13 protein-coding genes are annotated in these 19,122 nt (G+C 69.9%); 8 read left to right on the top strand and 5 right to left on the bottom strand.

What is annotated here, in order from left to right:
- The first annotated feature begins 1 nt into the window (after position 1).
- Both F9C12_RS16085 and F9C12_RS16080 read left to right on the top strand, forming a co-directional pair.
- On the top strand, positions 2-1,321 hold the full coding sequence (locus tag F9C12_RS16085; protein ID WP_409182775.1) for a DNA polymerase IV: 1,320 nt from the start codon (positions 2-4) through the stop codon (positions 1,319-1,321).
- A 79-nt stretch (positions 1,322-1,400) separates the two neighbouring features.
- Positions 1,401-2,519, top strand: coding sequence for a CapA family protein (locus tag F9C12_RS16080; RefSeq protein ID WP_409466411.1), 1,119 nt, complete (start codon positions 1,401-1,403; stop codon positions 2,517-2,519).
- 457 nt (positions 2,520-2,976) lie between these two features.
- On the opposite strand, the gene F9C12_RS16075 is transcribed toward F9C12_RS16080, so the two are convergent.
- Positions 2,977-3,999, bottom strand: coding sequence for a family 2 encapsulin nanocompartment cargo protein polyprenyl transferase (locus F9C12_RS16075; RefSeq protein WP_409182773.1), 1,023 nt, complete (start codon positions 3,997-3,999; stop codon positions 2,977-2,979).
- 517 nt (positions 4,000-4,516) lie between these two features.
- Here F9C12_RS16075 and F9C12_RS16070 point away from each other — a divergent pair.
- The 3 genes from F9C12_RS16070 (at position 4,517) to F9C12_RS16060 (ending at position 8,197) form a co-directional block, all read left to right on the top strand.
- Complete coding sequence (locus tag F9C12_RS16070) at positions 4,517-5,278, top strand: hypothetical protein (RefSeq protein WP_409466410.1); 762 nt, start codon at positions 4,517-4,519, stop codon at positions 5,276-5,278.
- A 3-nt stretch (positions 5,279-5,281) separates the two neighbouring features.
- Positions 5,282-6,541 (top strand): DUF6923 family protein, encoded by a 1,260-nt coding sequence (locus F9C12_RS16065; RefSeq protein WP_409466409.1) that lies wholly within the window; start codon positions 5,282-5,284, stop codon positions 6,539-6,541.
- 90 nt (positions 6,542-6,631) lie between these two features.
- Positions 6,632-8,197, top strand: a complete 1,566-nt coding sequence (locus F9C12_RS16060; protein ID WP_409466408.1) for an esterase-like activity of phytase family protein — start codon at positions 6,632-6,634, stop codon at positions 8,195-8,197.
- Between the two features lie 7 nt (positions 8,198-8,204).
- Here the strand turns inward: F9C12_RS16060 and F9C12_RS16055 are convergent, their stop codons facing one another.
- On the bottom strand, positions 8,205-9,218 hold the full coding sequence (locus tag F9C12_RS16055; protein WP_409466407.1) for an autoinducer 2 ABC transporter substrate-binding protein: 1,014 nt from the start codon (positions 9,216-9,218) through the stop codon (positions 8,205-8,207).
- Positions 9,219-9,615: 397 nt separating this feature from the next.
- Between F9C12_RS16055 and F9C12_RS16050 the strand changes: the two genes are divergently transcribed.
- Entirely contained in the window at positions 9,616-10,074 is a 459-nt protein-coding gene (locus F9C12_RS16050; protein ID WP_409182768.1) for a DUF4396 domain-containing protein, read from the top strand.
- Between the two features lie 3 nt (positions 10,075-10,077).
- Here F9C12_RS16050 and F9C12_RS16045 read toward each other — a convergent pair whose 3' ends face one another.
- A complete protein-coding gene (locus tag F9C12_RS16045; RefSeq protein WP_409466406.1) occupies positions 10,078-10,854 on the bottom strand; it encodes a hypothetical protein in 777 nt (258 codons plus the stop codon).
- Between the two features lie 52 nt (positions 10,855-10,906).
- Positions 10,907-13,783 (bottom strand): BTAD domain-containing putative transcriptional regulator, encoded by a 2,877-nt coding sequence (locus tag F9C12_RS16040; protein ID WP_409466405.1) that lies wholly within the window; start codon positions 13,781-13,783, stop codon positions 10,907-10,909.
- Between the two features lie 604 nt (positions 13,784-14,387).
- On the opposite strand from F9C12_RS16040, the gene F9C12_RS16035 reads away from it, so the two are divergent.
- Positions 14,388-16,367 (top strand): protease pro-enzyme activation domain-containing protein, encoded by a 1,980-nt coding sequence (locus tag F9C12_RS16035; protein ID WP_409182765.1) that lies wholly within the window; start codon positions 14,388-14,390, stop codon positions 16,365-16,367.
- 51 nt (positions 16,368-16,418) lie between these two features.
- Here the strand turns inward: F9C12_RS16035 and F9C12_RS16030 are convergent, their stop codons facing one another.
- Positions 16,419-17,639, bottom strand: a complete 1,221-nt coding sequence (locus F9C12_RS16030; RefSeq protein ID WP_409466404.1) for an MFS transporter — start codon at positions 17,637-17,639, stop codon at positions 16,419-16,421.
- Positions 17,640-17,741: 102 nt separating this feature from the next.
- On the opposite strand from F9C12_RS16030, the gene F9C12_RS16025 reads away from it, so the two are divergent.
- Complete coding sequence (locus F9C12_RS16025) at positions 17,742-19,115, top strand: purine-cytosine permease family protein (RefSeq protein ID WP_409466403.1); 1,374 nt, start codon at positions 17,742-17,744, stop codon at positions 19,113-19,115.
- The last annotated feature ends 7 nt before the right edge of the window (positions 19,116-19,122 follow it).

The raw sequence follows: 19,122 nt of genomic DNA, 5'->3' as shown, positions 1-19,122 counted from the left end.
CATGTCTCGTTGGGTCGTGCACCTGGACCTCGACGCGTTCTACGCCTCCGCCGAGCAGCTCACGCGGCCGACGCTGCGCGGACGCGCGGTGGTGGTCGGCGGCACTGGGCACCGTGGTGTCGTAGCCGGGGCTAGTTACGAATCCCGCGAGTACGGCGTGCGTTCGGCGATGCCGATGTCCCAGGCTCGCCGGCTGCTACCGGCTGGCGGCGTGGTGCTGCCGCCGCGGTTCCGGTTGTACGAAGTGCTGAGCAAGCAGGTGTTCGACGTCGTCGGCGAGGTCGCGCCGGTGCTGGAACGGATTTCCCTCGACGAGGCGTTCGCCGAACCGCCCGCGCTGGCTGGCGCGTCGGTCGAGCAGGTGACCGAATGGGCCGAGAATCTGCGGGCGCGGATCCGGGAACAGACCGGGCTGACCGCGTCGATCGGGGCGGGGACTGGGAAGCAGGTCGCGAAAATCGGTTCGGACCGGGCGAAGCCGGACGGCCTGCTCGTGGTTCCGCCGGGGACCGAACGCGAGTTTCTGGCTCCATTGCCAGTGCGCGCGTTGTGGGGGATCGGGCCGGTAGCGGAAGCGAAACTGCGCACGATCGGCGTGCTCACCTTGGGCGAGCTGGCGGCGTTGCCGGAGCCGGACGCGGTGTCGACGCTCGGCGGCGTCGTTGGTCGCGATTTGCGGCGGCTGGCAAGCGGATTCGACGATCGTCCGGTCGCGGAGCGCGGCGAGGCCAAGCAGGTGAGCGCGGAGACGACCTTCGACGTGGACGTGGTCGATCTCGTCCGATTGCGGGCTGAGGTAAGGAAAATCGCGGCTGGCGCGCACGCTCGGCTGGTGAAGGCGGGGCGGGTCGCGCGCACGGTGGTGATCAAGCTGCGGCACACGGACATGAGCACGGTGACCCGCTCCGAAACCACCGCGTCGCCCACCGACGACCTCGAACAGCTTGCGGCTACCGCGGAACGGCTGCTGCTCGACCCGCAGGAGTTCGGCGGAGTGCGGCTGGCGGGCGTGGCGTTCAGCGGGCTTTCGGTGCCGCATCAGGACGCGTTGTTCAGCTTGACCGTGCCCGCTGCGACGGAGGAGCCGGTCGTCACTTCGGCCCCGTCGCCGGGCGGGAGTGCGCCGGTGTCGTCGTCGGGATGGCGGCCGGGCGACGACGTGGTGCACGCCGAGTACGGCACGGGCTGGGTGCAGGGCGCGGGGCACGGCCGGGTGACGGTCCGGTTCGAGACGCGCACGTCCGGTCCGGGGGTCGCGCGGACGTTCGACCAGACCGATCCCGCGCTGACTCGCGGAGAGCCCTTCGACTGCCTGGCCTGAGCATTTCGCCTGGTCACGACCGGGGTGTTAACCCACAAGAGTGATACGGAAGGATGTGCCGGGCAGTCGGGCAAAGGGGATGATGATGACGAACACCCGCCGCGCCGCCGCCCTCGCCGGGGTCGCGCTGATGCTGACGGCGTGCGGGAGCGAAGCCGCCCCGCGACGGTCGTCGGCCGGGCCGTCGTCGGTGGCCGCTTCGCCGGATTCGTTCACCGTCGTGGCGACCGGGGACGTGCTGATCCACCCGCGGCTCACCGAGCAGGCCGAGGCGGACGGCGGCGGGAAGATCGACTACCGGCAGCTGTTCGCCGGGGTCAAACCGCTCGTGTCCGGCGCGGATCTGGGGATCTGCCACCTCGAAACGCCGCTCGCGCCGGAAGGCGGGCCGTACAGCGGGTATCCGTCGTTCAGCGCGCCGCCGGAGATCGCGGACGCGTTGAAGGACACCGGCTACGACACCTGTTCCACCGCGTCGAACCACACACTCGACCAGGGCGCGGCGGGTGTTCAGCGGACGTTGGACAAGCTCGACCAGACCGGGTTGAAGCACACCGGCTCCGCGCGTTCGGCCGAGGAAGCGGGGAAACCGCTGATTCTGGACGTGCACGGGGTGAAGGTCGCGCAGCTGTCTTATTCGTTCGGGTTCAACGGGATCAAGCGGCCGGCCGGGAAACCGTGGCTGGCCAACGAAATCGACCCCGAGGAGATCCTGGCCGCGGCGCGCGAGGCGAAGGCGGCGGGGGCGGAGGTCGTGATCGCGAGCCTGCATTGGGGCGTCGAGTATCAGCACGAGGTGACGGCTGAGCAGAAGAAGCTGGCGCAGAAGCTGACGGCGTCGCCGGATCTCGACTTGATCGTCGGGCATCACGCGCATGTGGTGCAGCCGTTCCAGAAAGTCGGCGGGAAGTGGGTGGCGTTCGGGCTCGGCAATGAGGTCGCGCGGCACGACGAACCGCGCGGGTCCACCGAGGAAGGGGTCGCGGCGCGGTTCCGGTTCAGCCGCGCGGGCGGGAAGTGGGCGGTGGAGAAGGCGGAGTACGTGCCGACGCTGATCGACCTCGGGCCGCCGATCCGGCTGCGGGACTTGACGACCGCGCCGCCGACGCAGCGGGGGAAGGAAGCGCTCGCGAATACCGACGAGGTGGTGCTTTCCCGGGGTGCTGGGGATGAGGGGTTGAGCCGCCCGGGGCGGTGACGGGTCGGGTTGGTTTCGCTGTGGCGGTGGGCGCGTGGCGCGGGGCTGGTGGTGTTGCGTTGGGCTTGCGCGGAGGTGCTCGTCGGTGAATGGGGATGTGCTCGGCCAGGCGGGATCAGGGCGATCGTCCTGGGCGATCGCCCTGGTTGGGCGACTGTCCTGAGGGACAAGGGTTGAAGTCGGGCGGTCGCCTGCCCCGGGCGATCGCCCTGGGCGGTCGCCCAGGGCGGGCGGTTGGTCAGAGCAGGGCGACCGCCCTAACTGGGCGGTTGGCCAGGGCAGGTGACCCGTCTTGGGTGGACGGTAGCTAGGGCAAACGATCGTTCAGGTCGGGCGACCGTCCTGGTCGGGCGACCGCCCTGGGCAAGTGACCCGCTCTTGGCGGGCGGAAGTTTCAAGACAGGCGACCGTCCTGAATGGCCGACCGCCCTGAACGGGCGACCGGCCAGTGTCCGGGTCAGTGGTCCCGGCGGGTGATCAGCTGGGCCAATGCAGTCAGTTCGGCCGTTGCTCGCGGGGCTGGGTTGGCGGAGGTCAGGGCGGTCAGTGCGTCGGTGAGCAGCTCGTCTGCCTGGGCGTGGCTCCACGACCGGCCGCCGGCTTCGTCGATCAAGGTTGCGGCTTTGGCCAGGCGGTCGTCCGGCAACGGGTGCCGGTACAGCATCGCCAGTTCCTGGCCGGCTGAGGTGCCGGACGTGAGTGCGGCGACTACCGGGAGGGATTTCTTTCGGCTGCGCAGGTCCGAGTACACCGGTTTGCCGGTGACGGACGGGTCGCCCCAGATGCCTAGGAGGTCGTCTACGTGTTGGAACGCCAGGCCTAGCGACCGGCCGAAGCGGCTGAAGCGTTCGACGTGTTCGCCTCGGCCGCCGACTACCAGTACTCCCAGCGTGCAGGCCGCGCTCAGCAGGGCCGCCGTTTTGCCCTCGGCCATTCGGACGCATTCCGCTACCTCGACGTTCGTTCGCTGTTCGAACGCCAGATCCTCGTGCTGGCCGTGCAGCAGGTCGAGCACCGCGGTGCTCAGGAGGCGGGCGGCGGCTGGGCCGTCGGGGGACAGGACGTCGAAGGCCAGCGCGAGCAGGGAATCTCCGGCGAGCACGGCTTGTCCGGTGCCGAAGACGGTCCACGCGGTGGGGCGATGGCGTCGGGTGCGGTCGCCGTCCATGACGTCGTCGTGCAGCAGGGAGAAGTTGTGCGCCAGTTCCACCGCGACCGCGGCGGGGATCGCGTCTTCCGGGTCTCCGCCGCAGGCCTCGGCGCACAGCAGAGCCAGCGCCGGGCGCAGGGCTTTGCCGCCGGACGCATTTGTCGGCGTCCCCGTCTCGTCCCACCAGCCGAGGTGGTAACCGGCGATCCGGCGCATCGAGACGGGCAGCCGGTCCACCGCCGCGCGCATCGCCGGTTCCCATCGGCTCCGGCTCCAGTCCAGCACCTCGGCCACGGAGCGGGGGCCGGTGCGCGCGTCGACCGTCGTCATCGTTTTCCCGTTTCCGGACGCGGCGCGGCGGCCACAGTGGACAGTGCGGAGGGGCTCGGGACGGTCACTGCGAAACCACCTAACGTCGAAAACGCCGGGAACACAACGGAGCGGTGTTTTCCGGAAGAGGAATGCGAATCGTAAGCGGCGCCGCGCATCAACATAGCAAGGCGGATGATCTCGACAATCACTCGATCGGGTAGCCGGGTTCGATTCACCTGTTTGCCGAAGGTCCTTTTCGGACCTCGCGGGTGCTGTTGTCAGTCCGACAACCGAGGGCGCGTCACCGTGGGTCTGCTGCCGTAACCCGGACGTGGGCGCGCAGCTGGAAAACGAGGCACTTTCCCTTGCCGAGCAAGGGCGATCGGGGGAACGCGTAGGCGGCCGGTTGCTCCGATCCGGCGAACCGCTCGGGCGGTGGACGGCCACCCGGCTGAATCGCGGGTTTCGCCGTTGTCCGTTCCGGAATCGGCTGGATAGCGTCGGCCAGCGTATTCAGCCGCGCGAAAGGAACCGGATGAACGTCTACGTGACCGGGGTGTTCTGGGTCGTCGGCGGGGCGATCGTCGCCGCGGTGATCGGCTATCTCGTCCGGCGCTTCGGCTGGGACGAGGGCCGTCGCGACAACAACGACGCCGCGGGCCAGGTGTTCACCATCGTCGGCGGGCTGCACGCGGTGCTGGTCGCGTTCGTGCTGATCTCGCTGTTCGACGCCGTCACGGCCACGCGCGAGGGTTCCTACACCGAGGCGGAGGGCCTGGTCGCCGCCACTTGGTCGGCGCAGGCGCTGCCCGGCGACACCGGCGAGCAGGTGCGGCACCTGGCGATCGCGTACGCGACGACGGTGTCGAAGCAGGAGTGGCCCCGGCTCATCGACGACGGGCCGGTTCCGGACACCGGCTGGACGCAGCTCGACCAGATGCGCCGCGTCGTGGCGGGCGCGCAGGCCAGCGACGATTGGACGAACGACCGGAAGAAGGACGCAGCCGCCCAGCTCTGGCAGGTGTACCAGGCCCGGCAGACCCGGCTCACCGGCGCGGAAACCGACGGCATCGGCTCGGTCATGTGGTTCGCGCTCATCCTCGGCAGCGTCATTTCGATCCTGCTGCCGAACCTCTTCGGCGGCACGCGGATGGCCGCGCACCTGGTGATCGTGTCCACGCTGGCCGGCACGATCGTCCTGCTGCTCTATGCGATCTACCAGCTGCAGAACCCTTATGCCGGAGGCGCGAACGTGCGTCCGGACGCGTTCACCTCGGCGATCTCGCGGCTCGGCTGACCGGTGCGAGGTTCCCGGTACCTGACGGTGGTGGCCGCCGCGGCCGCGGTCGCCGGGCTGCTCGTCGCGTCCGGATGGCTGGCACCGGCTCGCCAGCGTGCGGCCGCGACGTCGTGCCGGGTGCTGCAGGTCGAAAGCCGCAACGGGTGGTCGTCCGACATCGTGCGGCTCACGTTGCCCTCCGGCGCGCGGCATCTGTTGCACCACAGCCCTTTCGCGCTGAACGCCATCGCGTATTCGGCGGCGCAGGACGTGACGTACGGCGTCGCTGACGGGCGCTTCCACGACGGCTGGCACGCGGTACGGATCGACTCCGACGGCGAGCTGACCGACCTCGGCGCGGTCGGCCGCGACACCCACCACGGCGTCTGGAGCTGGGTGACTGGCGCGACGGCCGGGGCGATGTCCGGCAATTCCTGGTACGTGAAGCGGGCGACCAGTCTGTACACAGTGGACGTTGACCCGCGCAGTTCTGGTTATCTCACCGCGACTGGGCCGGTTTTGCTGCATCCGTGGTGGCTCGCCTCCGGGGTCGACGATTTCGCGTACAACCCGGAAGACGGTCTGCTGTACGGGGTTTCGTCCACGGGCGAGGGCGCGGTGGTCACGGTGAACCCGGTGTCGGGGAAGGTCGCGAAGGTGCCGGGGGAGCGGTTTCCGGAGGCGACTTATGGTGCCGTCGTGTTCGGACCGGACCGCAAGCTCTACGCGACCGCGAACTGGATCGACGGGCGGAGCGTCACGTACCGGCTGGACGGCGGCTCCGCGGTCGAGGTGAGCACCGGGCCGCCGCTGGTGATGTCCGACGGTGCCGGGTGTTTGGCCGAACCCCCGCCGCCACCTCCGCCTCCGTCGTCCTCGACATCGCCGACTCCACCGCCCACGACACCTACGACACCGCCGCCGACGCCACCCCCGTCGACCTCGGCGAGCCCCACACCGTCTCCCGCTCCGGTGCCATCCTTGACGCCGCCATCCCCGACCCCGCCGCAGCCAATCGCGCCGACCCCGCCCCCGACACCCCCGCAACCGCCGCCACCCCCGCAACCGGAGCCGCCGGACGCGATCATCCAGCCCATCCCGGCACCCCAGCCCCCGGTGCCGTCGCGCGCCGCTCCGGTGAAGGCAGTCCCGAAGCCGCCCGAGAAATGGGCGACGAAGGCGCGCGACAACGTCAAGAAGCAGCGTCGCTGGGGGGTCGCGGCGATCCTGCTGCTCGTCGGAGGAGGTGCAGTAGCGGCTCGTGCACGGCGCGCTCGTTAACGCGGCAGTCGTCTCGATGACGGACGCTGTCCAACTCGGCCGTCGAGACTCCCTCGAGCGTCGAAGCGACGCCAGAGGAGGAGAAAGCCGATGAAACGCGTGAAGATCGCGCTGGTCGCCGGGGTGCTGGTGCTGCCGCTGGCCGCCGCGGGCCCGGCCGAGGCCAAGGGCCGCCCGGACGACCATTACCGGGTGCGGGCCGGGCACCCGCTGCAGGTGCGCGGCGACGCGCAGCGCGACGGCGCGGTGGTGCGGCACACCGAGCCCAGTCACGGCGCGCTGGCCATCGGCCCGGACGGATCGTTCCGCTACACGCCCGCCGCCGGGTTCACCGGGCGCGACACCTTCACCTACACCGTGAGCGACGCCGTCCGGTTGTATCCGACGGACTTGCCGCCGCTCGGCGCCGTCGGCGGCGTCAAGATCACCGGCGGCGGGTACGGGTCCGCGCTCGCCCCGGTGCCGGGTTCGCGCGACGAGTTCTACGGCCTCACCGACCGCGGCCCGAACGTCGACGCGCCGGACGGGTCCAAAGTGGAGCCGCTTCCGTCGTTCACGCCCGCGATCGGCAAGTTCCGGCTCAAGGGCGGGAAAGCCGTGCTGGAGCGCAGGATTCCGCTGCGCGCGGGCGACGGTTCGCCGTACAACGGCCAGGTCAGCACCTTGGCGAACACCGGCGAGACCATCGTGGACCTGAATGGCGCGAAACTGCCCGCGTCGCCGAATGGCTACGACTCCGAAGGGCTCGTCGCGCAACGCGACGGGACGTTCTGGGTGTCGGACGAGTACGGCCCGTTCGTCACGCACTTCCGCGCGGACGGCCGCGCGATCGAGCGGCTCTCGCCGTTCGACGGTTCGCTGCCGAAGGAACTGAAGAACCGCGTGCCGAACAAGGGCATGGAGGGCCTCGCGGTCACGCCGGACGGGCGGACGCTCGTCGGCATCATGCAGTCCGCGCTGCAGCAGCCGGACCTCACGAAGAAGCCCAGCAAGGTGCCCGCGCTGCGGATCGTGACGGTGGATCTGAAGACCCGCGCCACGCACGAATACGCCTACCTGCTCGACAATCCGGACGAGAACAGCACCGCGGTCTCCGAGATCACCGCATTGTCGGCGACCCGGTTCCTCGTGGACGAACGCGACGGCAAGGCCGGGCCGGGCGCGTACAAGAAGCTGTTCGAGATCGACCTGAGCAAGGCGACGGATCTCGGACCGGCGGCCAACGTGCCGGGCGCGACCTACGACGCGGCCAAGGGCGGGCTGCTCGTCGACGGCGGCAAGAGCGTCGAGGCGTACGTCGGCAAGGCCACCACCGCGGAGGCTGCGGACGCCTTGGCGAAGGTCGGCGTGACACCGGTGGCGAAGAAGCTGTTCCTCGACGTCGGGGGCCTGGTGACCGGGCTGGACCCGAGCGGCGGCTTCTTCGGGCACGACAAGGTCGAAGGCGTCGCGACGACGGACGGCGGCCGCACCGTGGTGATCAGCAACGACAGCGACTTCGGCATCGACGGGGTCGCGAATTCGGCGGCCCCGTACACCTTGCACGCCAAGACGCAGCCGAACGGCCGCCAGGACGACGGCGAGTACTTGCAGGTGGACCTGACGAAGCTGCCAGCGCGGACGCGCACGGTGACGGTGACCGTCGACGTGCGCTGAAGCTCGGTCAGTACTTGAACTGATCCACGTTGTTCTGCGTGATCAGCAGGGGATCGCCGAGCAGGATCGTCTGGGTGGCCGCGTCGTAGCGCACCGCGGGAAGCTCCGGGCTCACGTTGTTCTTGGGCCGGAGCGGGGTGCCGGTCGCGAGCTGCTGGGCGGTCCAGGCGGTGAGGTAGCCGAGGGATTCGACGTTCCACAGCACCGTCATGGAACAGGAACCGTCGACCAGGTACGGCTTCATCGTCTGGGGCGTGCCGGTGCCGACGGTGAAGACCTGGCCGATCTTCTGCTGATCACGCACCGCCCGCGCGATGCCGGGCGTCGCGGTCGTGCACTGGCCGATCAGCCCGGTGAGCTTCGGATGCCGGTTGAGGATTTCCTTCGCCAGCTTCGTGGCGGTGGTGGTGTCCTCGTCGGCATACCCGGTCTCGACCAGCTTCGCTCGCGGATAGTGCTGTGCCGCATAGGTTTTCTCGGCTTCGATCCACGAGTTGAGGTTCGCCGCGGTCCGCCCGCACGACACGATCGCGTACTCGCCGGCGCCGCCGGTCTTCTTCATCAACGAGTCGACCAGCGCCGAGCCGATGCCCTCGGCGGTCGTCTGGTTGACGAAGACCTCGCGCTGCGAATCGGCGGCGTCGGTGTCCGCGGTGAGCACGTGGATGCCCTTCGCCCGCGCCTCCGCGATCGTCGGGGCCAGCTCCGCCGGATCGTTGGGCGCGACCGCGATGACGTCCACGCGTTCGGCGATGAGCTGCCGCAGGATCGCCGTCTGCGCGGCCGGGTCGACCGACGCCGGGGCGCGCAGGAGCCACTTCGCGCCGAGCCGTTCGGAGGCCAGCATGCCGCCGGCGTTCATCGCGTCGAAGTACGGGATGCCGCCGATCTTCGGCACGAAGGCGATTTTCGCCGGCTCCGGAGCCGAGTCCGACAGGACCGGCGAGCAACTGCCCGCCAGCGCCGCCGCGGTCGCCACGAGCGCCGCACCCAGCACGAGCGTTTTGGTCCGCCCTCGCATCCCCCACCGTTCCCCGGCTATGTACCTGGGAGCCGAAGGTAGGGCCAGTGGCGGCAGGGGGTCAACCGAACGCGACCAAACGGTTACGCAAGCGAGTTCAACCGCCGGACGGCGCAGCCTCCTCTCCGCCCGCTGGGCACGTTTCGTCCGCACTTCCCGGCGGGCAGCGCGCGGCCTTGCCCTCGGCGCACGGGTCGGGAGCGGGTGCGGCGCCTGAGGCGAACAGCGGTCAGCAGACCGTCCAATTCGGACTCCGGCCTTACCGTCCGCCGGTGCCGCGAGCGCCGAGTTGATCACTACCCCTCCCGTTATACCGATTCACCGGAGCCGCCGGGCGACAGTCATCACATCGGGCGACCTTGCACCCTTGATACCCCTGAGGGGTATAGTCGGCGGCATGAACGAACACCAGCACGGAGCGTCTTGGTCCACCGCCGCTCAAGCGACGCTGCACTGCCTCACCGGGTGTGCCATCGGCGAAGTGCTCGGCATGGTCCTCGGCACCGCGCTCGGCCTGCACAACGCCGCCACCGTGGTGCTGTCCATCGCGCTGGCGTTCGTCTTCGGCTACGCCCTCACCATGCGCGGCGTGCTCAAGTCGGGGCTCGCGCTCGGGGCCGCCTTCAAGGTCGCGCTCGCCGCCGACACGGTGTCGATCGCGGTCATGGAGGTCATCGACAACACCGTCGTCGTGGCGATCCCGGGTGCGATGGACGCGGGACTGTCGAGCGGCTTGTTCTGGCTGTCGCTGGTGTTGTCGCTCGCGATCGCCTTCGTGGTCACGGTTCCGGTCAACAAGTGGATGATCGGCCGCGGCCGGGGGCACGCCGTCGTGCACGCCCACCACCATCACTGAGTTTCAGCAGGACGGCACGGCGGTGTCGGCGCGGAGATCGGCCTCGGGCACATAGTGTCCGGGGCCGATCCGGTTCCAGCGCGTGGCGCCGTCCGACACGGAACACTCGATCGGCACCTGCGCGCCGACGGCGGCCAATCCGGCTGGCGGTGCGTCGTCGCTCGCGGACGTGCGCACCACCAGGGGCGCCCCGCCGGTCACCACCGCGGTGGCCGGAGAGTCGCCGGTCCACAGGAAAGTGACGTCCACGTAGCTGCTGCCTTTCAGGCCGAGGCCGTCCCAGAACGTGCCGTCGGCAAGGTCGAGACCCGCTGGGTTGCGCACGGTGCGGCCGCGTTCGTCCTTGCCGCCGTTGAAGCCGTCTTGGTATGCCGCTTGGGCTTCCGGCACGCCTTGCGGCAGTGAACCGAATTTCGCGCGACGGTCGGCGGGGTTCCAGTAGTCGTCGTGTTCGTTCCACGGTCCGACATCCCACACCGGCGCGTACTCGCAGCGGGTGCCGTCGGTGCGGCACACCCGGACGGTGAACGCGCCTTTTCCCTTTGGCGACACCGTTTTCGTCGACGGGAGCGCGACGAAATGGTCCCGTTCGGTGATCCGGTGGCCGCTCGAGGTGGTGCCGCCGACGAGTCCTTCGCGGGTCGCGTAGAGGCGGTAGGTCAGCGGTCTTTCCAGCACTCTCCTGCCGTGCTTCGGCTTGGCCGAGACGGGTGCCGGAGTCGACAAAGCGACAACTGCTACCGCCAGAAGGACGTGACCAGCGGCTTTCCACGTGTTCATCAGCGCATCGTGGCCCGGCGCGCGGGTTTGGCCGCGCAACCGGGCCCGCGCGTCAGGCGGACACGATCCGGTGCGGTCCGGTCTTGCGCGGCCGGTCGTCGACCGGGGCGCCGGCGGACAGTTCGCGGCGGATCGCCCGCGCGCGTTCGGCGTAGCTGCGCGACCGTTCCGGCTGGCTGAGCGCGGAGTGGAGCTCGCCGAGGAGCTGGGACACTTCGGCTTCGGAACGGCGGTCTCCGTTGCGGCGGTGCACGCTCAGCGAGTTCACCAGCAGCAGCTGCGCGTGGGCGAGATCGCCGCTGTACAGGCACAATGCGCCCAGGTTTTGGTTCGCGTAGCCGACACAGTGGTCGTCGCCGAGATCGGTGAACACGGCGATGGCGCGCGTGACGTGTTCGCGGGCTTCGGCGAGGTTGCCCTCGCGTTGGTGCAGGAGCCCGAGTCGTTGCAGCGCATGGGCTTCGCGGTGCCGGTCGCCGATTTCGCAGGACAGCTCCAGCGCGTCGGTGTACCAGCGGCGCGCGGTCGCGTAGCACTTGCGCGCGACCCAGATCGAGCCGATCGCGATCCGGATCACCGCTTCCCCGTGCGGATCGCCCGCTTCGCGGAACAGCCGGAGCGCTTCGTGGCAGGGTTCGAGCGCGCGGTCGGTCCGGCCTTGCATCCGCAGCACAGTGCCGAGACCGGCGTAAGCCTCGCCGAGTCCTTGCTGGTCGCCGATGCGCTGGTACAGCTCGCGTGCTGCCTCGAAGGCGACCATCGCGTCCGCGTCGTTGTCCTGGTACAGCAGGACTTGGCCGAGGTTGCGCTGGACGACCGCCTCGCTGCGGACCGCGCCTGCCCGGCGGGCTGCTTCCAGCGCGAGCAGATGGGTGGCGTGCCAGTCGTCCTGGTGGCCGCGGAGGTCGAAGTACGGCGTGAGGGCGACGGTGAGCCGCCAGGTCAGGTCGTCGAAACCGTGTTCGGCGGCCAGCCCGACGGCGGCGACGCAGGTGGCGCGTTCGGCGGCGAACCAGGCCGCGGGGTCGGTCAGCAGGCGGTCCGCGTCCGGCGGCAGGGGCAGGTCGGCGTCGTCGTGGTACTGGCCGAAGAAGTGGATCGGCATGCGCTCGGCGGCTTCTACTGCCAGCGCTAGATATCCCTCCAGCACGCGGCCGACGGCGGCGCGGGTTTCGTCGGGCCCGGCCAGCTCCGCGGCGTAGACGCGCAGGAGGTCGTGCAGGCGGTAGCGCGGTTGGCCCGCGACGTCGGTGGCGACCAGTTCCACGAGGTGGGCGTCGACGAGCACGTCGAGGACGTCGTCGGCGGACGGGCGGCCCAGCACGGCGGCCACTGCCCAGGCGGGGAATTGGACCGGGCCCAGCGCGCCGAGCCGGCGGAAGGCCGCGGCGGCGGACATCGGCAGGAGGTCGTAGCTCAGGGTCACGCTCGCCCGGACGGCCAGGTCGCCGACGCGCAGCTCGTCCAGGCGGCGGTGCTCGTCGTGGAGGCGGTCGGCGAGGATGCGCAGCGACCAGGCCGGCCGGTGGGTGAGCTTGGCCCCGGCCACCCGGATGGCCAGCGGCAGATGCCCGCACTGGCGCAGGATCGCCGCGGCGTCCTCGGGTTCGGCGGCCACCCGTTCGCGGCCGACGATGCCTTCCAGCAGCCGGGCGGCTTCCTGCTCGGGCAGCAGGTCGACGTCGACCGGCAGCGCTCCGGGGAGGTCGGGCAGCCGGATCCGGCTGGTGACCAGCACCGCGGACCCGCCCGCGCCGGGGAGCAGCGGGCGTACCTGGGCGGCGCTGCCCGCGTCGTCGAGGACGATGCACATCCGGCGTCCGGCGAGCTGCGAACGCAGGAGCGCGGACCGTTCTGCCAGGTCCCGGGGCAGACCGGAATCCGGGATGCCCAGCGCGCGCAGAAGTTCGGCCAGGACGCTCAGCGGCGAGCGCGGCGACGACGAGGTCCCGGCCAAGTCCACATGCAACTGCCCGTCGGGGAACACGGCGCGGACCGCGTGCGCCACCCGGACGGCGATCGAGGATTTGCCGATGCCGGGCGCGCCGGACAGGACGACGACCGCGGGGCGTTCCGCTTCGGCGTGCCGGCGCAGTTTCGCGACCAGGTGCTCGGTCACCTCGCCGCGGCCGGTGAAATCCGGCAGGTCAAGGGGGAGCTGGCAGATCGGCGGGACTTTGGCGCACGGGACTTCGAGGGTGGTGCGGAGTTCGCGGAGCGCGGCGCCGGGGCTCGCGGACAGTTCGTCGGCGAGGGTTTGTTCGACCAGCTCGTACGCTTCCGCGGCTTCGGTGGCGCGCCCCGCGTCGCGCAGGGCCGTGATGAGGTGGTGCCAGAGTTCTTCGCGCAGCGGGTGTTCGGTGACCAGAGCGCGGAGTTCGGCGATGACTTCGTTGTGGCGGCCCAGTGCGAGACGGGCGCGCAGGCGTTGTTCTTGTACCGCCAGGCGCAGTTCGTCGAGGCGGGCGACGGTGGGGCCCCAGGTCGGGTCGTGGGGCAGGCCTTCCAGCACTTCGCCGCGCCAGAGGGAGTGTGCCTGGTCCAGCAGGGCCAGGGCGGCTTCCGGGTCGTCTTGGGATTCCCAGGCCTGGGTGGCCAGTCTCGTGAAGACCAGGTGGTCCAGTTCGTCTTCCGGGACGGTGAGGAGGTAGCCGGAGGCGCGGCTGGTGATGCGGTCGGCCAGGTCGGGGGAGGTTTCGGCCAGGCGGCGGCGGAGCGAGTGGACATAGGTGCGGATGTTGGCGGCGGCGGAGCGGGGGGCGGTGGTCGGCCACAGGACTTCGACCAGCGCCTCGGTGGAGACGACGATGTTCGGTTGCAGGGCCAGCGCGGCCAGCAGCAGCCGGGGCTTCGGGCCGCCCAAAGGCACGGCCCGGCCCTCGGCGACGACCTCCAGCGGCCCCAGGATCCGGAAGGTCAGCGAAATCAATTTACCCGCCTTGGCGGCAAGGTCCCCATGGTCGGCATGCTAGGAGCGTTGGGGGCGGTTAGCTAGATCCGCTGGGGGAGGAATACCCCATATGGGGTGATATCTCGGGGGGATGTCACTGGGGGTTTGTTTGTGGGTGGGCGGCTCGTCGCCTGGCGGCGACATTGCGCCCCAGCCCGGCGTGGGGCACCCCGAAGCCCGATTGTGCTGACGAACCGCAGGGAGGCTTCGTATCGGGGTGTGGGGGAGGGGCTGGGTGCCTCGCTGTTTGGGTGCAGAGGTGCCTGTTTAGGGAAGTGAGGGGGTGGGTGAGTGTTGGGGTGTTGGTGGTCGGGAGTGTGCGACGTTCGTAGGTGGTGCGGCGGGGCGTCTCGTGCTGTGTAGTGCGTGCTGAAAACGGGCGTTTTTCTTTTTCCGGCACATTCCGGTGTGGACGGTGCGGGGGAAAACGGACTTTGGCCGCAACTGTCCCTTGTGTGCGGTGAGGGGGGGCAGATAACGGTTCCGCACCGGGGAGCCGGATGCTTCCCTGGCGGGTGGGGGCGGTCCTAATCTCGTTGCGGCGGCAGGCGGGGTTGAGGCCGCGCAACACGAGGGAGTTGCTGTGCGTAGAAGCGTCACCATGTTTCTTTCGCTGGCGGTCGCGGGCGGTTTAGCCGCTTCGCCCGCCGTGGCGTCGGCTCAGGGGCGGGCGGACATTCCGCAATCGCATCCGTTGTGGGCCAATCCTCAGTCCAAGGTGGCCGACACCGCTGGGTCGTCCACTATGGACTTTCGGGTTTACTTGAACCTCAAGGACCAGGGCGCGGCCGAGGCGGCCGCGCAGTCGGTGTCCGATCCGAACAGTCGCGGCTACCGGCATTATTTGTCGCCGGATCAGGTGCGGGACCAGTTCGCGGCCAGCGACCAGACGGTGTCCGCGGTCAAGAATTGGCTGTCGGCAAGCGGATTCCGGATTGGCGAGGTGCCGTCCAACCGAGCCTACGTCGAGGCGACCGGTACCGCCGATCAGGTGCAGCGCGCGTTCGCCGTGACCTTGGGCAAGTACCAGGTCAAGGGGCAGACGTTGCGGGCGGCGGACAAGGACCTGTCCGTTCCGGCCTCGCTGGCGAAGGACGTGCTCGGCGTGATCGGCGTCGACCAGGCGACGAATCTGTTCAAGCCGGACCACACCGACGGGGCGGACCCGGTCGCGAAGAAGCAGTCGCGGGTGCAGGGCAGCCCGTCGACCGCGCCGCCCAGCAACGGGTTCCGCAATTCTGGGCCGTGCAGTGCTTACTACGGCGAGAAAACCGACACGACTGACCCGGCGTACAACGGCAAGCAGCTTCCCTACGCGCCGTGCGGCTACACGCCCGCGCAGCTGCGTTCGGCGTACGGACTGGACCAGGTCGCGAAGTTCGGTGCGGACGGCCGCGGCACCACGATCGCCATCGTGGACGCGTTCGCGTCGCCGACGATCTACGCCGACGCCTCGGAGTACGCCAAGCGCAACGATCCGGCGCACCCGCTGACCCAGCAGCAGTTCAAACAGCACATCTTCCCGCCCAACCCGGTCCTCGAAGGACCCGACCAGTGCGACGCTTCCGGCTGGTACGGCGAGGAAACCCTGGACGTCGAGGCCGCGCACGGGCTCGCGCCGGGGGCGGACATCCTGTACGTCGGCGGGCAGGACTGCGAAGACCTGTCGCTGGACACCGCGCTGAACTACGTCGTCGCGGGCCACAAGGCCGACATCATCTCCAACTCCTACGGCGACACCGGCGAGGACATCCCGGCCGCCGAGGTCAAGGTGTTCAACCACATCTCGCTGCAGGCGGTGCTCGAGGGCATCGGCGTGTACTTCTCCTCCGGCGACAACGGGGACGAGGTCGCCCGCCTCGGCACGCCGTCGCCGGACTTCTCCGCGTCGGCTCCGTGGGTGACCGCGGTCGGCGGCACGTCGCTGGCGGTCGGCAAGGACGGCAAGCGGATCTTCGAAACCGGCTGGGAGACCGGCAAGTCGACGCTGACCAACGGCGTCTACACCCCGGCGTTCCCGGGCGCGTTCAACGGCGGCGCGGGCGGCGGCACGAGCCGGCTGTTCGGCCAGCCCTTCTACCAGAAGGGAATCGTGCCGGACGCGCTGTCCACGAAGAACCAGACCGGCGGCGCGAAGGGCCGCGTGGTCCCGGACATCTCCGCGGTCGCCGACCCCAACACCGGCTTCCTGGTCGGGCAGACGCAGACCTTCCCGGACGGCGTCTACTACGACCAGTACCGGATCGGCGGCACGAGCCTCGCGTCGCCGGTGTTCGCGGGCGTGATGGCGGTGGCCGACAGCCTCGACCACGTCCACCACGGGTTCATCAACCCGGTGCTGTACCAGCTGACGTCGCGCACGTCGGCGATCCACGACGTGCAGCACGTCGACGGCGCGGTGCAGCGCGTGGACTTCGCCAACGGCGTCGACGCCTCGGCCGGGCTGAAGACCTCGGCCCGGGTGCTCGACTACCCGAACCTGACGATCCACACGACCAAGGGCTACGACGACGTGACGGGCCTCGGCTCGCCGAACGGAGTGGCGTTCCTGTTGCTGGTGTGACCGAGGAGGGAAAGAGAAGGGCCTGCCGGGATCTCCTGGCAGGCCCTTCTTTCACGGCACGCGGACCGGCGGGTGCCGAATCGCGCGGACGGTGTGGGAACGCAGCGGGGACAGCGCGGTGGCGGCCAGGAGGAATCCGCCGATCAGGACCACCTGCGGCGCGCCGAACGCGGACCCGAGCGGCCCGGCCAGGAGTTCGCCGACCGGAATGCCCGCGTAGGAACCGAAATCGTCGAACGCCGCCATCCGCGACAGCAGCTGCCGCGGGATGTTCTCCTGCATAGTCGTGTCCCAGGCGACGCCCATGACGCCTTGGCCGAATCCGGCCAGGAAACTCGCCACGGCCAGCACGGCGAAGGCCGCGTGCAGGCCGAGCGCGAGCAACGGCAACGCGGTCACGGCCGCGCACATCAGTCCCAGCGGCAGCAATCGCCGCGGTGCGAGCCGGTACATCACCAGCCCGGACAGCAACGCGCCGACAGCGCGCGAACTCAGCACCAGGCCCCACGCGGTCGCGCCGATCGTGTCCTGCGCGATGCCGGGCCCGAGCACCAGCCAGCCACCGGTGAAGACGATGTTGTAGACGGTGAACGCCGTGACCACCCGCCACAGCCAGCCGATCCGCCAAAACTCCCGCCAGCCGGTTCGCACACTGCGCAAGACACTGTCCTGCTCGGAGTGCTTCGCCGGGGGCAAGGTGATTGTCTGGTAGAGCAAGGCGGCGAGCACGAACGACACCCCGTCCGCGGCGATCGTCCAGCCGCCGCCGACCGTGCCGACCAGCACCCCGGCCACGGCCGGGCCGCCGACCTTGGTGAGGTTCTTGCTGGTCGCCAGCAGCGAGTTCGCCTGGCGCAGAGACTCCGGCGGGACGATCTGCGGCACGATCCCGCGCAGTGCCGGAGTGGTGAACGCGGTGCAGATCCCGCCGAGGAACTCGGTGCCGGCCAGCGCGGCCAGCGAGTAGTGGCCGGTGAGCAGGACGGCCGCGGCGGCCAGCTGCGCCGCGCCCGCGCCGAGGTTCGACAGCCGCAGCACCCGGTTGCGCGGGAACCGGTCGCCGACCGCGCCGCCGACGAGCAGGAACGCCAGCAGCGGCACGATCCCGGCGGCGAGCACGACGCCGAGGTCGGTCGGGCGGTGGCTGCTGCCGAGCACCGCGAACGACAGGGCGACCGGGGTCATCGCGCTGCCCAGCAGCGAGACCAGGCGTCCGGCGTAGAAAACGGCGAACGCGCGATGGCGCAGCGGCGTGGCGCGTCCTTCCCCCATCGCGGCGATCTTGCCGGGAACGGGTCGGGAACGCCACAGAGTATTGGCGCGGCCGGGGGCTCCGGTTCAGACTCACGGGTCAGCCGGGAGAAAGGGCAGGGAATGAGCGGGATCGACGCCGAGGTCTTCGGGGGACGGATGCCGTCCGGAGCAGGGGATTTCGCGATCGAAACGCACGGAATCACCCCGATCCCGCACGCGAACCGGTTCGGCAGGCCGTGGCGGCTGGCGGGCGTGTGGTTCGCGCCGAACCTCACCATGACCGCCGTGTTCACCGGCACCCTCGGCGCGACGCTCGGGCTCGGCTTCACCACCGGGTTCGTCATCGCGCTGCTCGGGACCGTGGTCGGTTCGCTGCCGGTCGCGTGGCTGTCCACCTGGGGTCCGCGCACCGGAACCGGCCAGCTGCCGCTCGCGCGGCTCCCGTTCGGCCGCGGCGTCGTGCTGCCCGGCCTGGTGCAATGGCTTGGTTCGATCGCGTGGGACGCGCTGGTCGGGTTGTTCGGCGGCGAAGCGCTGGCCCAGCTCACCGGGCTGCCGTTCTGGGCCGCGGTGCTCGTGGTGCTGGTGCTGCAGTGCACGCTCGGCGTGTTCGGCTACGCGGTGATCCACCGGGTCCAGGCCGTGATGAGTGTGGTGCTGGTTGTCGCATTTGTCGCGCTCGCGGTAAAGGTGGTGCTTGATCACCCGATCACGTTCGCCGATTCCGCGACCGGCGGCGATTTCGCCGGTGCGGTGGTGCTGTTTTCCACCATTACGCTCAGCCTCGCTATTTCCTGGGCTCCTTATGCGTCCGATTTCAGTCGTTACCTGCCCGCCTCGACGCGGCCGAGCGGCGTCTTCTGGTTCACTCTGCTCGGGCTGACCGCGTCGTACGCGATCGGCGAGGGCATCGGTCTCGCGCTCGGCACGGCATTGGGCGACCAGACCGCCGCCGGGGTGTCGACGCTGCTCGGCGGCGGGGTGCTGGGCGCGGTGGCGTTGCTGGTGATCGCGCTGGCCGCGGTGTCGTCCAACGCGATGAACGACTACAGCGGCTCGCTCGCGCTGCAGACCGTCGGCGTGCGGGTGCGGCGTCCGGTGTCGGCGGTGGTCGTGACGGTGCTGGCGTTCGCGCTGATCCTCTGGATGCACAGCGGCGATTTGGCGGCGAAGTTCCAGAACGTGCTGCTGGTGGTGAGTTACTGGATCCCGCCGTTCCTCGGCGTCGTCGTACCGGATTGGCTGCGCCGCACGCGTCGTGGCCGCGAGGTCGATGTGCTGGCTGAGCTGCAGCGTCCGGTGCGCGGCTGGGCCGCGATCGTGGCGTTCGTGGTCGGTTTCGCGGCGGCGGTGCCGTTCATGAACACGACTGTCTACACCGGACCGGTCGCCGCCGCGCTGCACGGCGCGGATCTGGCTTACTACGCCGGGTTCGTGGTTTCGCTGCTGGCGTATCTCCTGCTGCGCGGCCGCCGGGCAGTTGACCTCCAGTAAGGTAGAG

This window comes from Amycolatopsis sp. GA6-003 (assembly GCF_046267895.1).
Taxonomy (GTDB): Bacteria; Actinomycetota; Actinomycetes; order Mycobacteriales; family Pseudonocardiaceae; genus Amycolatopsis.
The sequence above is the reverse complement of the archived record's forward strand: the minus strand, read 5'-3'. Positions and strand labels throughout refer to the sequence as shown.

Excerpts from the sequence above, each read along its gene's own strand:
- F9C12_RS16085 (WP_409182775.1), top strand. The coding sequence starts at position 2 with ATGTCTCGTTGGGTCGTGCACCTGGACCTCGACGCGTTCTACGCCTCC.
- F9C12_RS16080 (WP_409466411.1), top strand. The coding sequence starts at position 1,401 with ATGATGATGACGAACACCCGCCGCGCCGCCGCCCTCGCCGGGGTCGCG.
- F9C12_RS16075 (WP_409182773.1), bottom strand. The coding sequence starts at position 3,999 with ATGACGACGGTCGACGCGCGCACCGGCCCCCGCTCCGTGGCCGAGGTG.
- F9C12_RS16070 (WP_409466410.1), top strand. The coding sequence starts at position 4,517 with ATGAACGTCTACGTGACCGGGGTGTTCTGGGTCGTCGGCGGGGCGATC.
- F9C12_RS16060 (WP_409466408.1), top strand. The coding sequence starts at position 6,632 with ATGAAACGCGTGAAGATCGCGCTGGTCGCCGGGGTGCTGGTGCTGCCG.
- F9C12_RS16055 (WP_409466407.1), bottom strand. The coding sequence starts at position 9,218 with ATGCGAGGGCGGACCAAAACGCTCGTGCTGGGTGCGGCGCTCGTGGCG.
- F9C12_RS16050 (WP_409182768.1), top strand. The coding sequence starts at position 9,616 with ATGAACGAACACCAGCACGGAGCGTCTTGGTCCACCGCCGCTCAAGCG.
- F9C12_RS16045 (WP_409466406.1), bottom strand. The coding sequence starts at position 10,854 with ATGAACACGTGGAAAGCCGCTGGTCACGTCCTTCTGGCGGTAGCAGTT.
- F9C12_RS16030 (WP_409466404.1), bottom strand. The coding sequence starts at position 17,639 with ATGGGGGAAGGACGCGCCACGCCGCTGCGCCATCGCGCGTTCGCCGTT.
- F9C12_RS16025 (WP_409466403.1), top strand. The coding sequence starts at position 17,742 with ATGAGCGGGATCGACGCCGAGGTCTTCGGGGGACGGATGCCGTCCGGA.